10 protein-coding genes are annotated in these 13816 nt (G+C 67.7%); 7 read left to right on the forward strand and 3 right to left on the reverse strand.

Going from position 1 to position 13816, the window contains the following annotated elements; translation table 11 throughout:
- Positions 1-32: 32 nt before the first annotated feature.
- Genes CNR27_RS09975 through CNR27_RS09985 form a run of 3 tightly spaced genes read right to left on the reverse strand, consistent with a single transcriptional unit; the run spans position 33 to position 3562 of the window.
- The gene (locus CNR27_RS09975) at positions 33-1691 is read right to left on the reverse strand and encodes a pseudouridine synthase (RefSeq protein WP_096298405.1); all 1659 of its coding nucleotides are present in this window, start codon (positions 1689-1691) and stop codon (positions 33-35) included.
- Positions 1688-2626, reverse strand: a complete 939-nt coding sequence (gene scpB, locus CNR27_RS15930) for an SMC-Scp complex subunit ScpB (protein WP_096298407.1) — start codon at positions 2624-2626, stop codon at positions 1688-1690. Before scpB ends, CNR27_RS09975 begins: the two co-directional genes overlap by 4 nt.
- Positions 2627-2653: 27 nt before the next feature.
- Positions 2654-3562 carry a segregation and condensation protein A gene (locus CNR27_RS09985; protein ID WP_096298409.1) on the reverse strand — a complete coding sequence of 303 codons (909 nt, stop codon included), beginning with the start codon at positions 3560-3562 and terminating at the stop codon, positions 2654-2656.
- A gap of 381 nt (positions 3563-3943) precedes the next feature.
- Between CNR27_RS09985 and CNR27_RS09990 the strand changes: the two genes are divergently transcribed.
- From CNR27_RS09990 to CNR27_RS10020, 7 genes are all read left to right on the forward strand, one after another.
- Entirely contained in the window at positions 3944-4243 is a 300-nt protein-coding gene (locus CNR27_RS09990) for a YciI family protein (RefSeq protein ID WP_096298411.1), read from the forward strand.
- Between the two features lie 138 nt (positions 4244-4381).
- A complete protein-coding gene (locus CNR27_RS09995; RefSeq protein WP_096298412.1) occupies positions 4382-5395 on the forward strand; it encodes a LacI family DNA-binding transcriptional regulator in 1014 nt (337 codons plus the stop codon).
- A 282-nt stretch (positions 5396-5677) separates the two neighbouring features.
- On the forward strand, positions 5678-8665 hold the full coding sequence (locus tag CNR27_RS10000) for a TonB-dependent receptor (protein WP_096298414.1): 2988 nt from the start codon (positions 5678-5680) through the stop codon (positions 8663-8665).
- A gap of 86 nt (positions 8666-8751) precedes the next feature.
- Positions 8752-10416, forward strand: coding sequence for a glucoamylase family protein (locus CNR27_RS10005; RefSeq protein ID WP_096298416.1), 1665 nt, complete (start codon positions 8752-8754; stop codon positions 10414-10416).
- Positions 10417-10513: 97 nt separating this feature from the next.
- The gene (locus tag CNR27_RS10010; RefSeq protein WP_096300535.1) at positions 10514-11791 is read left to right on the forward strand and encodes a sugar ABC transporter substrate-binding protein; all 1278 of its coding nucleotides are present in this window, start codon (positions 10514-10516) and stop codon (positions 11789-11791) included.
- Complete coding sequence (locus CNR27_RS10015) at positions 11781-12659, forward strand: carbohydrate ABC transporter permease (protein ID WP_096298418.1); 879 nt, start codon at positions 11781-11783, stop codon at positions 12657-12659. The genes CNR27_RS10010 and CNR27_RS10015 overlap by 11 nt, the downstream gene beginning before the upstream one ends.
- On the forward strand, positions 12656-13507 hold the full coding sequence (locus tag CNR27_RS10020) for a carbohydrate ABC transporter permease (protein WP_096298420.1): 852 nt from the start codon (positions 12656-12658) through the stop codon (positions 13505-13507). Before CNR27_RS10015 ends, CNR27_RS10020 begins: the two co-directional genes overlap by 4 nt.
- Positions 13508-13816 lie beyond the last annotated feature (309 nt).

Here is a 13816-nt window from a genome sequence, read left to right on the forward strand (position 1 = left end):
CCCGTGCGTCAGATCATGCAGCAAATGTGCGATCAGCGACCGCCGCCGCGCGGGCCGCGGTTGCCGCCGCCCGGCGGGCGTCCGCCCGGAGCGCGGTTGCCGCCACCGGGGCCGCCCGGGCCGCGACCGCCCGGACCACCGGGACCCTTCGGTCCGCGATTGCCGCCCGGACGCGGGCCGCGCGGCGCGGCGTTGGGATTGAAGCTGCCGGGGTTGGCGTGATCGGACGGGAAGTTCGGCGCGCTGTCGGGATGGCCGTAGGGTGCACGCGGCCGGCCGGGACCACCGCCACCGCCACCACCACCGCCGCCACCGGCTGGCCGGGACGCCCATGGCGCCGGTCCGCCGCCGCCCCGCGGACCACCGCCGCCGGCGCCGCGCGGACCCTGTCCGCCACCGCCCGGACCGCCGGGTCCACGCTTCTTGCCTGCACCGGGACCACCGGCGCCGCCATAGGGCTTCTTGGGGCCGCGGCCGTCGGCATTGCGGTGGCCACTGGGGCCGGTCTCCACGCCATCGGGCACATACCAGGTGCGGAACGCGGCGGGATTGCCTTCGGGCAGGCCGCGCGCACCCTTGTCGGCGCGCTGCTTGAACGGGCGCTGCGACTGCTTGGCCGCGGCGTCGCCCGTGACGGTCAGGCCGCCGTGCGGCTTGCGGGGGCCGCCACGGCCACGGCCGCGGTCCTCGCGCACGTTGTCGAAGCGCCGCAGCTCGCGACCTTCGTCGGCGCCGCTGTTCTGGCCGTTGACATAGGCCTTGCCCGCACCGCCCTTGCCCAGGTGTACGGTCGACTTGGTGGCCTTGCGCTGGCCGATGACCGGCTGCAGCGTCAGTGCCGGCGGCGGGCCTTCCTCGAGCTTGAGCTCCTTGCGCAAGGCCTCGACCTGGGCGTCGGGAAGTTCCTGCGACTGTCCGCGCAACAACGGCTGGGGCAACGTGACATTGCCGTAGCGCACGCGCTTGAGGCGACTGACCTGGCAGCCTTGCGATTCCCACAGGCGGCGCACCTCGCGGTTGCGACCCTCCTTGAGCAGAACCTGGAACCAGTCATGTGAATCGGTGCCGCCGATGCGTTCGATCGCGTCGAACTTGGCCGGGCCGTCCTCCAGCGCAACGCCGCGCTTGAGGCGGTCGACGATCTTGTCAGACACGGTGTCCTCGCCCTCGGGCGCCCGCACGCGGCATACGTACTCGCGCTCGACCTCGTAGGAGGGATGCATCATCGCGTTGGCGAGTTCGCCATCGGTGGTGAGCAGCAGCAGGCCGGTGGTGTTGATGTCGAGGCGGCCGATCGCGATCCAGCGTGCGCCCTTGAGCGCGGGGAGGGCATCGAAAATCGTCGGGCGGCCCTCGGGATCCTCGCGCGTGGTGACCTCGCCTTCGGGCTTGTTGTAGATCAGCACGCGCGCAGGCTCGGTCAGCGCGCTGGCCACGAACACCTTGCCGTCGAGCTCGATGCGGTCGCCGCCCTTGATCGACATGCCGGTCTGGGCGGTTTCGCCGTTGACCTTGACCAGGCCATCGGCGATGCGCTGCTCGAGCGCGCGCCGTGAGCCCAGGCCCGCCTGCGCGAGCACCTTGTGCAGGCGCTCCTCGAGCTTGGGGGCGGCATCGGCGGTCGCGGCTTCACCGCGCTTGAGCGAAAGCGGTGAGCGGGTGGGTTTGTCGGTATTGCGTTGCTGCGTCATGTATGGCTCCGATCGCTGTCGCCGTCTACGGCGAGGGCGTTGTCTTCGTCTGTCGAGGTGTCGTCGCCGGACGTATCGTCCGGCGGGATGGCGTCGGGAGCGGCGTCGGCAGTCGTGCCGCCATCGTCCCGTTGAGGGGCTTGAACATCGGTATCGTCGGATACGGCGCTACGGGCATCGGAAATGGAGCCGGCGTCGATATCAGCGTCGTCTTCGCCAGCGGACTCATCTGTGCCGACCGCGCCGGTTTCCTGGTCGGGGTCGGACGGATGTGCGCCCCGTGTATCTGCATCGGTGTCGGTGTCGGTGTCGGCGTCCGCTTCCGCAGTGTCCGACGACCCGATGCCGCCGACCGTGCGGTCGGTCTCGGTATCGGTGCCGGCGAACCGAAGCTGCGGATCGAGCTCGGCGAAATCCTTGAGCTCCGAGAGCGGCGGCAGATCGTCGAGCCGCCGCAGGCCGAAGTAATCGAGAAAGGCCTTGGTGGTGCCGAGCAGTTCCGGGCGGCCGGGCATGTCGCGGTGGCCGACGACGCGGATCCACTCGCGCTCCTCGAGCGCCTTGATGATGTTGCTGTTGGTCGCCACGCCGCGCACCTGCTCGATCTCGCCGCGGGTGATCGGCTGGCGATAGGCGATCAGCGCCAGGGTTTCCAGCGTGGCACGGGTGTACCTGGTCTGGCGCTCGGTCCACAGCCGAGACACCCAGGCATGCACGTCGCTGCGTACCTGGTAGCGCCAGCCCGAGGCCAGCTCCACCAGTTCCACGCCGCGATCGACGCACGCGGCCTGCAGCTCGACGAGCGCCTGCTTGAGGCTGCCCTCGGGCGCGGGTTCGTCGAGCGTGAACAGCGTCTCGAGCTGCGACAGGCTCAGCGGCTGCGAGGAGGCGAGCAGGGCGGCCTCGACGACGCGATTGATGAAAGTCTGGTCCATCGGATCTCTTGGGATCGAATTCGGCGGTCAGGGCTGGTCGGGTTCGGGCACGTCGTCGTCGAACTCGCTGGAGAACATCGTCGGCGGCGCTGCGCCGTCGGCGTCGGCAAGCGACTTGACGTAGATCGGCGCCAGCGGCGCCTCCTGCACGATGTCGAGCAGGCGTTCCTTGGTCAGCTCGAGGATGGACAGGAACGTCACGACGACGCCCAGCCGGCCTTCCTCGGGTTCGAACAGCGACTCGAAGCGGTGGAAGTGTCCGCCCGCGAGTCGGGTCAGCACTTCGCCCATGCGCTGGCGCACGCTCAGCGCGTCCCGGCGGATCGCGTGGCCGGTGAACAGCTCGGCGCGCTTGAGCACGTCGTGCAGCGCCAGCAGCATCTCGCGCAGATCGACCGGCGGCGGATCGCGGTTGATCGTGCGCTCGGGCAGCATCGCCTGCGCCGGCGCGGTGTCGCGGTCCTGGCGCGGCAACCGGTCGAGATCCTCGGCCGCCTGCTTGAAGCGTTCGTACTCCTGCAGCCGGCGCACGAGCTCGGCGCGCGGGTCGCCTTCCTCGGTTTCGTCCACCGGCGGCCGCGGCAGCAGCATCCGCGATTTGATCTCCGCCAGGATCGCGGCCATCACCAGGTACTCGGCGGCGAGCTCGAAGCGCAGCTCCTGCATCACGCCGATGTAGGCGACGTACTGCCTGGTGATGTCGGCCACCGGGATGTCGAGGATGTCGAGGTTCTGGCGACGGATCAGGTACAGCAGCAGGTCCAGCGGACCCTCGAACGCGTCGAGAATGACTTCCAGCGCATCCGGCGGGATGTAGAGATCCTGCGGGATCTGCAGCACCGGCTGCCCATGCACCAGCGCCAGCGGGAATTCCTGCTGCTGGGGCGAGGCGGCGGCGATGACGGACGCCGGAGCGTCGGATGCGGGTTGGGTCATTCGGTGCGCAACCGCGGCGGGTTGCTCGGGAGCTGGTTCACTGTCGGTGGATCGCAGGCAGGGCTGGCGACGGATCGGCGGGCCGCAGGTGCGGGTCCGGTCGGTAGCGCGGCTCGGGCCGGCGCGGAAACAACGGTGCTGCGGAACATCTTCGTAAACGTCGGTCGGCGCCAAGCGCGGTGCGCGTCTGCATGCAGGGCAGGCGAGGGATCGTGAGGGCGTTGGACCGGGCCGGTCGGATGACCGCGTGCGGCAGACCCTGTGCGGGCGCCGGGCGGCGGACTGGCCGATGTGCTGGCGACAAGGGTACGCGGTGCCGGCAGGCACTGTCCAGCCGGCGAGGTCGCTACACTGCGCGCCTCTGCAGATCGGGGTTCATGCATGTGGTACGCAATCGAAGGGTATGACGGGCAGGACGTCCTCGGGCGGCGTGGTGAAGCACGGCCCGCGCACCTCGCGCGCCTGGTCGAACTGCGGGATGCGGGGCGCCTCCTGCTGGCCGGGCCGTGCCCGGCAATCGACAGCGAGGACCCGGGTCCGGCCGGCTTCAGCGGCAGCATCGTGATTGCCGAGTTCGAGTCGCTCGATGCCGCGCGCGCCTGGGCGGACGCCGACCCGTACGTGGCGGCCGGCGTCTACGCGCGGGTGGAGGTGCGGCCGTTCCGCAAGGTGCTGCCCTGATCGCCGCAGGCGCATGAAATCGGCCTCCCGCTTCGGCGTGCAGTGCCGGGAGCGGGGCTCTCCACAGGGACTCGTCCGATTTACACCGCGTTCTGAAAGCGCTTACTGTCGGTCCATCAACAGTCCGGAGGAGTCTGCTTGGGCGTCACGATCAAGGATGTAGCCAAGGCCGCGAACGTATCGGTGGCGACCGTGTCGCGGGCCCTCAACGGACATCAGAACGTGGCCGAACCGGTGCGGGAACGGGTGGTCGCGGTCGCCGCGGAGCTCCGCTACAGCCCCCACCATGCGGCCCGCAGCCTCAGCAGTCGCCGCACCCAGACCGTCGGTGTCGTGCTTCCGGACCTGCATGGGGAGTTCTTCTCCGAACTGATGCGCGGGATCGACCAGGTCGCCCGCACCCGCGGCCAGCATCTTCTGGTGTCGAGCTATCACGGTAACCCCGAGGCCCAGGGCGCCGCGCTGCGCGCGATGCGCGGACGCGTCGATGGCCTACTGCTGATGTCGCCCTATGTCCACGACGCCGATTTCCTTTCGCGCAATGTCGATGCCAGCCTGCCGGTGGTGCTGATGAACGCGGCAGGGCCGGTGGAGAGGCTTTCGATCGGTATCGACAACTACAACGGTGCGCGCGAGATGGTTCAGCACCTTCTCGGGCTGGGCTACCGGCGGATCGCATTCGTCGGTGGCCCGGCGGACAACGACGATGCGCGCGAACGTCTGCGTGGCTACCGCGATGCGCTGGCGGACGCAGGGGTGGCGCCGTCGGAATTGCCGGGCAGCTTCGACGAGGCGTCCGGGCATCTCGCCGGACAGACCCTGCTGGCGATGGAAGCGCGGCCCGACGCGGTATTCGCCGCCAACGACACCATGGCCATCGGATGCATCTATGCGCTCGGCCGCGGCGGCGTCCGCACGCCTGCAGAAATTGCCGTGGTCGGGTTCGACGATATTCCGCTTGCACGCTACGTTCACCCTACGCTAACGACCATGCGCGTCGACATCGCTGAACTCGGTGCGCGCGCGCTACGGGCGCTGCTCGACCCGGATGGTTCCCCACCTGCGGGCAATGCCTCGCGCGGCTTGCAGCCGGTGCTGGTGGTCCGGGAATCGTGCGGAACGCGGGCGCTCGGGGGACCGCCCGCCGTCTGAGACTGGAAGCATGTATGCCCTGGGAGGGGTCGGGATGAAAATCGACGCGGCTGACAGCCCGGGTGCGCCCGGCAGCGGACGCGGCCGTATGCACGGCCTTGCGTTCAATCACGGGCCTCGCGGGCGACTTCGGCGACATCGCATCCGGTCCTGCGCCGCCACGGCCAATTCCTTCACACACTGACTCACCTGCATCCGGACGGGGCGGGGCGGCGTTGCAGGGGGCGACGCAGACTCACCGGCCGGCATTCCCCGCGACACTCTTCAACGAGCGAAAACACCATGACGCCAACCCCTGTGCGCTTCCGTCCCCTGTCGCGATCGCTGTTGAGCATCGCCCTTGCCGGCTGCATGGCAGTTGCCGCGCCGGCAGCGCTGGCCCAGTCCACCGCTGCAACCATCCGCGGCCAGGTAATGGTCGACTCCGCTCCGGCCACCGAAGCGCGTGTCACCGCCACCAATACCGCCACCGGCCTCACCCGCAGCGTCGGGGTCGGCGCCAGCGGCAGCTATACGCTGGCGGGCCTGCCGCCGGGCACCTATCGCCTGCAGGTCGAAGCTGGCGGACAGTCTGCTTCGCAGACAGTCACCGTCGCGGTCGGCCAGACCGCCACGCTCGACCTCGGGGTGGGCGGGCTCGCCGAGAACGCGACCGCCGGTGAAGCGACCGATATGGCGACCGTGCAGGTCACCGCGGCTGCCGTCGAACCCCGGACCTCGGAAGTCGCCACCTACATCTCGCGCAAGCAGATCGAATCGCTGCCCCAGGGCACGCGCAACTTCCTGGCGTTCGCCGATACCGTGCCGGGCATGCTGTTCCAGCAGGACGGCAATGGAAACACCAAGCTGCGTTCGGGTGGCCAGTCGGCCAACGCCATCAACATCTTCATCGATGGTGTCGGGCAGAAGAGCTACACGCTGCCGGGCGGCGTGCCGGGACAGGACACCAGTCGCGGCAATCCCTTCCCCCAGTCGGCGATCGGCGAATACAAGGTCATCACCTCGAACTACAAGGCCGAGTACGACCAGATCAGCAGCGCGGCGATCGTTGCGGCAACGCGCAGCGGGACCAACGAGTTCGAAGGCGGCTTCTTCTGGGACCGCACCGGCTCGGACTGGCGGGCGAGGACACCGGCTGAAGAGCGCAGCGGCGAGAAGGTCGATTCCAAGGAGGAGCAGTACGGCGTCTCCTTCGGCGGGCCGCTGCTCCAGGACCGGCTGCATTTCTTCGCGGCCTACGAGGCCAAGGAATACGTCACGCCGAAGACGCTCGAACTGGGGGCGCCGAGCCGCTACGACGTGTCGGCCGTGCCGCCGGATCTGCTCGCCGGGCTCGGAGCCGCCAACTCGCCGTTCAAGCAGGATCTGTTTTTCGGCAAGCTGAGCTGGTCGGTCAACGACTACAACCTGGTCGAGCTGTCGGCGCAGGTCCGGGACGAGGAGGAGACCATCCGCAACGATGGCGCGTTCACCCGCGACCGTGCCAGCAACATCAAGAACGAGGTCGCCCGTTACGACCTGCGCTGGCAGTACAGCGGTGAGCGCTGGCTCAACGATCTGCATGTCACCTACGAGGACACCTCGTGGAGCCCGCAGCCCCTGATCGGCGGCAACGGCTATGTGCTGACCGTCTCCGATCTCGGCACGCCCGGTGAGCGCAGCAACACCCAGACGGTGGTCAGCGCCGGCGCGGGCTCGAACAACCAGGACAAGGGCCAGAAAGGCTATTCGATCCAGAACGACCTGAGCTTCACCGGCTGGGAAGGCCACAACCTGAAGATGGGCGTGAAGTTCAAGCAGGTCGACGTCAATGCGACCGAGCGCAACTTCTCGAACCCGCAGTTCTACTACGACATCGACCTCAGCACGGTGCAGCCGTACCGGGTGGAGTTCGGCCAGGGCATCCCCGGCACCTCGCAGGGGTTCACCACGTCGGACAACAAGCAGTTCGGCATCTACGTGCAGGACGACTGGAACGTCAACGACCGGCTGACGCTGAACCTGGGCGTGCGCTGGGATTACGAGACCACCCCTGCCTACGAGGACCATGTCACGCCTGCGGATCTGGCGGAAAGCATGCGCGCGTGGCCGAACTGGCAGAACTCGGACATCGACATCGAGAACTACATCAGCACCGGCAACAACCGGGACGCCTACCAGGGCGCCTGGCAGCCGCGACTGGGTTTTTCGTATGACTTCGGCGCCGACCAGCGGCACGTGCTGTTCGGCGGCGCCGGCCGGTCCTACGACCGCAACCTGTTCGACTCGCTGCAGAAGGAGCAGCAGACCATCTCGTATGCGGCGCCGTACCGGGTGAACTTCGTCGACGCCGACGGGGTCTGCCGCAATGCCAGCGGCTGCCTGCCGTGGGATCCGGCGTACCTGCAGCCCGGGGGCACCGACGCCCTGTCGGGCCTCGCGACCCGCGAGTACTACGTCATCAACAACGATCTGAAGGTGCCGTACTCCGACCAGTTCAGTCTCGGCTTCCGCAAGGCATGGGAATTCGGCGAGACCGTCTGGAACAGCGAGATCGCGGTGGCGCATATCCGCAGCCAGGACGGTGTCGCGATCCGTCTCGCCAACCGTCGCCCGGACGGCAGTTTCTTCCCGCCGGGCGCGCAGTGGGGCACGCCCTGGGACTTCGATCCGCCGTTCGGCCGTCTGATCCTGGTCGACAACGCCCTCGAGACCAGGACCAACACCGTGCTTGCCAAGATGGACAAGCCCTACACCAACAGTTCGGGCTGGGGGGTGACGCTGGCCTATACCTACACCGATGCCAAGCGCAATTCGGCCGAAGAGGGTGCCGCCGCGTTCGAATACCCGGATGTGACCTACTACGGCTGGCTGCCGGTTGCCCCCGTTCCCAGGCACCGGCTGGTCGGCACTGCAATCTGGGATGGCCCGGGCGGCATCACCTGGTCGGGCAAGGTCGTCCTGGAGAGCATGAAGAACCGGATCGGGACCAACTGCCTGTCCGATCGCCTCCCGGGCGACGGCGACTGCTTCATCGACAGCTACCGGCCGGACGGCTCGGTCGGCCTGTTCCAGCTGGATCTCGCAGCGGCCAAGGTGTGGCATCCCTCCGACGACATCAGCTTCCGTGTGCGCGCGGACGTGCTGAACGTGACCGACCGGCGCAACTGGAACGCCTATGACGACTGGTGGGGCTCGGACGGCGTCGCCAATGCCAACTGGGGCACTCACTCCGATGGCATCCAGCTGCCGACCCGCACATTCAAACTGTCGTTCGGCATCGACTGGTAAGCGAGTCCCGCTGCCGGTCCCTTTCCGGGGGCCGGCAGTTTTATACTGGTAACTGAAAACGATTTCAGCGCGAGGTTCCTGTTCCGATGCAATTCCGTCTGCGTGCGATCCAAAGCCTGCTTCTCGTCGCGCTTGCCGCATTGTTGCTGGCCGGCTGCGGCAAGCAGGAGCCCGCCGAGCCGGCGGTGCCGCCGCCCAAGCCGGGACCGATCGACCAGGTGCCGGAGCCCGAGCCGGTCGTGGAGGCGCAGCAGGGGCCGCCCGAGCTGCCACCGTTGTTTGCCGATATCGAGCGCCGCACGTTCCAGTACTTCTGGGACACCACCAACGAGGTCAACGGCCTCACGCCGGACCGTTTTCCGTCGCGGCCGTTCTCCAGCGTGGCAGCGGTGGGTTACGCGCTCACCGCCTATCCGATCGGCATCGAACGCGGCTGGGTGAGCCGCACCCAGGCAGTGGATCGCACGCTGACCACGCTGCGCTTCTTCCGCAACGTCAAGATGGGCCCCCAGGCGACCGGCACGGGCGGCCACCAGGGGTTCTTCTACCACTTCGTCGACATGGACAACGGCCACCGGTTCGCCCCATGGGTGGAGCTGTCGAGCGTGGATACCGGCCTGATGATGATGGGCGTGCTGTTCGCGCAGTCGTATTTCGACCGTGACGATCCGCGCGAAGTCGAGATCCGCGAACTCGCCGACCGGCTGTACCGCAACGTGCGCTGGCCGTTCCTGCAGCAGCGCAAGCCGTTGATCTCGATGGGCTGGTATCCCGAGAGCGGCTTCATCGAGCACGACTGGACCGGCTATGACGAAGCGATGCTGGTCTACATCCTGGCGCTGGGGTCGCCGACGCATTCCATCGCACCGGAAGCCTGGGAAGTGTGGACGCGGACCTACGACCGCTCCTGGGGCGTGTTCCGCGGCCAGGAGTACCTGAGTTTCGCGCCGCATTTCGGGCACCAGTACACGCATGTCTGGGTGGATTTCCGCGGTATCCGCGACGACTACATGCGTCGCCGCGGCATCGACTACTTCGAGAACAGCCGCCGCGCGACCTACGCCCAGCGTCAGTACGCCATGGACAACCCGATGGGCTGGAAGGACTACGGTGAGAACGTCTGGGGCCTCACCGCCAGCGACGGGCCGCAGCGTACCGACCAGGACTTCAACGGCGAGCAGCGCGAGTTCCGCCATTACAGTGCCCGCGGCGCCGGCCTCGATGTCGCATTCGACGACGGCACGATCGCGCCGACCGCTGCCGTGGCCTCGGTGGCGTTCGCCCCCGAAATCGTGATCCCGGCCACCGAGGAGCTGCACCGCCGCTACGGCGACTATCTGTATTCGAGCTATGGCTTCCTCGACGCGTTCAACCCCAGCTTCAGCTACGAGGACGTGCCGCTGAAGACGGGGCGCATCGTGCCGGGCAAGGGCTGGGTGGCCAGCGACTACATCGCGATCGACCAGGGCCCGATCCTGGCGATGATCGCGAACTACCGGAACGACTTTGTCTGGAATGTGATGAAGCGCAACCCCTACATCCGCGCCGGACTGGAGCGGGCCGGCTTCACCGGCGGCTGGCTGGCCGGGGAAGACGAGCCCAAGGACTCGGGCCCGCCCGATGCCGAGGCTGCGACGGCGCGTTCGATGGGCATCGCCGAATCGCGCAGCACAAGCCGGGGTGCGGACCGGAATGGACCGGCACCGGCGCCTGCACCCGCGCGCGCCTCCGAGCCGGTGCCGGCGGAGTAGGCGAGTGCAAGCACCGGCCCGGGGTCTGCCGGCTTGGCGCGTCCTTGCGACGCGCCTGGGTTGCCTGCTGCTCTCGCTGCTGGTGCTCGCCGCCTGCATGCCGCGCGACGAACGCACCGTGGTGCGCTTCTGGGCGATGGGTCGTGAGGCGGAGGTGGTCTCGGAACTGGTACGGGAGTTCGAGCGCGAGCATCCGGACATCCGCGTGCAGATCCAGCAGATTCCCTGGACGTCGGCGCACGAGAAGCTGCTGACCGCTTTCGCAGCCGACGCGCTGCCTGACATCTGCCAGCTCGGTAATACCTGGGTGCCGGAATTCGCGGTGCTCGGCGCGCTGGAGCCGCTGCAGTCGCGTGTCGATGCGTCCGAGGTCATCGACGAATCCGACTATTTCCCTGGCATCTGGCACACCAACGTCATCGACGACACGCTGCTCGGTGTGCCGTGGTATGTCGATACGCGGCTGATCTTCTACCGCAAGGACATCCTGGCGGCGGCGGGCGTGGACACGCTGCCACGCACCTGGCAGGAGTGGGAGGCGGCGATGGTGGCGGTGAAGGCCCATGTCGGGCCGGATCGCTATGCCGTGATGCTGCCGCTCAACGAGTTCGAACAGCTGCTTTCGTTCGGCCTGCAGCAGGACGACCCGCTGCTGCGCGACGACGAGAGTCGCGGCAATTTCTCCAGCCCGGGCTTCACTCGCGCCCTGGCCTTCTACACCAACATGTTCGAACAGGGCTGGGCGCCGCGGATGTCGGAGACCCAGATCTCCAATGTCTGGGACGAGTTCGGCCGCGGCTTCTTCTCGTTCTACGTGTCCGGTCCCTGGAACATCCGCGAGTTCCGCAACCGCATGCCGGCCGAACTGCAGGACCAGTGGGGGACCGCGCCGCTGCCCGGGCCGGATGGCCCGGGTGCCGGCATCGCCGGTGGCACCTCGCTGGTGATGTTCCGCGACTCGCCGAACAAGGAAGCGAGCTGGAAGCTGATGGAGTTTCTCTCCCGGCCGGAGATACAGCAGCGCTTCCACGCGATGATCGGCAACCTGCCGCCGCGCCGCAGCACCTGGGAGTTCCCGCAGCTGCGCGAGGATCCGTATGCGCAGGCATTCCGCGACCAGCTCGAGCGGGTCAAGCCCACACCGAAGGTGCTGGAGTGGGAACGGATCGTGCAGGAGATGCGGCTGATGAGCGAGCGCGTGGTGCGCGGTGGCATGGCGCAGCAGCAGGCACTGCGCGAGCTCGATGCGCGCGTGGACGCGCTGCTCGAGAAGCGGCGCTGGGTACGCGAGCGGGAAGTGGACGAGGGCAGCGCCATCGGCCTGCCCGGTAGGCCGCAGGCCAGCACCGATCGGGGAGCCGCCGATGCGCGCTAGTACCGCAGGCTGGATCTTCGCCGGGCCTGCGTTGATCGTGCTCGGCATCTTCTTCGGCATCCCGGTCGTCTCGGCCCTGCTGCTGAGCCTGACCGACTTCGATCTCTACGCGCTGTCGGACATGTCGAACCTGCGGTTCGTCGCGCTCGGCAACTATCTCGAGCTTCTGCAGACGCCGCTGTTCTGGAAGTCGCTCGGCAACACCGCCTACTTCGTCGTCATCGGCGTGCCGTTGTCGATCGCCGTGTCGCTCGGCGCCGCGCTGCTGCTCAACGCAAAGGCTGCGCGCTTCAAGGGCCTGTTCCGCACGGCGCTGTTCGCGCCGGTGGTGACCACGCTGGTGGCCGTGGCTGTCATCTGGCGCTACCTGTTCCATACCAGCTACGGACTGGTGAACTGGGCGCTGGGCCATATCGGCATCGCGCCGGTGGACTGGCTGGGCGATCCCACCTGGGCGATGCCGACGATCATCCTCTTCGCGGTGTGGAAGAACTTCGGCTACAACATGGTGATCTTCATCGCGGGCCTCGCCGCGATCCCCGAAGACCTCTACGAAGCCGCGCGCATCGACGGCGCGTCGCGCTGGAAGCAGTTCGTGCACGTCACCCTGCCGATGCTCGGGCCGGTGCTGCTGGTGGTCGCGGTGATCACCGTATCGGGCTACTTCCAGTTGTTCGCCGAGCCCTATGTGATGACCCGCGGCGATCCGCTGCAGAGCACGGTCAGCGTGCTGTACTTCATGTACGAGGAAGGCTTCATGTGGTGGAACCTCGGCCGCGCGTCGGCGGTGGCATTCCTGCTGTTCCTGATCATCCTCGGCGTCACCACGTTGCTGCTGCGCTTCGGACGCAGGCGGGAGCTGGTATGAGCCGGGTTGCGGCCCATCGCGAAGTCGGCGCAACGCGGTGGTCGGCCTGGGCGGTCAACGGTGCCCTGGTCGCGCTGGCAGTCGTGGCGCTGGCGCCACTGCTGTGGATGTTGTCGGTGTCCTTCATGCCGACCGGCGAGGCCAGCGGCTTTCCGCCGCCGCTGCTGCCGTCGGCGATCACGTTCGACAACTACCAGGAGCTGTTCGCGCGCGCCGGCATGGGGCGTTACTTCGCCAACAGCCTCATGATCTCGGCGGCGATCACGGCCGGCGCGCTGCTGGTCAACACGATGGCAGGCTATGCCTTCGCCAAGCTGCGCTTCAGGGGCCGCGAGCGCCTGTTCCAGCTCCTGCTCGCGGCGCTGGTGATCCCGGCCCAGGTGGCGATGCTGCCACTGTTTCTGATGATGAAGGGCATGGGTCTGGTCGACAGCTTCGGCGCCGTGATCATTCCGGCGTTGGCGACGGTGTTCGGCATCTTCCTCGTGCGCCAGTACGCGTGCTCGATCCCCGACGAACTGCTCGAGGCCGCGCGCATCGATGGCGCCGGCGAGATGCGGATCTTCTTCCAGATCGTGTTGCCGATGCTCAAGCCGGTGCTGGTGACCCTGACCATCTTTACCTTCATGGCCGCCTGGAACGACTTCATGTGGCCGCTGATCGTGCTGACCGACCAGACCAACTACACGCTGCCGGTGGCCCTGGCTGCGCTGTCGCGCGAACACATCCAGGATGTCGAGATGATGATGGCCGGAGCCGTGGTCACCGTGATTCCGGTGCTGCTGCTGTTCCTCGCGCTGCAGCGCTACTACATCCAGGGCCTGTTGCTCGGCAGCGTGAAGGGGTGATCCGAAGCGCGTGCCCACCCATGTTCGCGCGTCTGCGACGACCGGCCACGGATGGAAGCACGGGGCCATCCGCAGGGGGACCGCCGCGGCAGTGCTGGCAGGCTTCAACACGCGGCGTCGGATCGATCCGCGCACTGACGCGATCATCCCAGGGGCCGGCGATCGCTGGCCGGGTCGTATCGCCGGCAGCCGTGCAGTAGCGCCATCGCCGGCTGAAGCAACTTCTGGTGATGCGTTCCCAAGCGCATTCGGAGCGACGTCGACCCGCGCCTGCAGATCAACCGCAATCGTCGAACCACGGAGCCACCG

The sequence above is a fragment of the Luteimonas chenhongjianii genome, assembly GCF_002327105.1.
In the GTDB taxonomy this organism is placed as follows: domain Bacteria; phylum Pseudomonadota; class Gammaproteobacteria; order Xanthomonadales; family Xanthomonadaceae; genus Luteimonas; species Luteimonas chenhongjianii.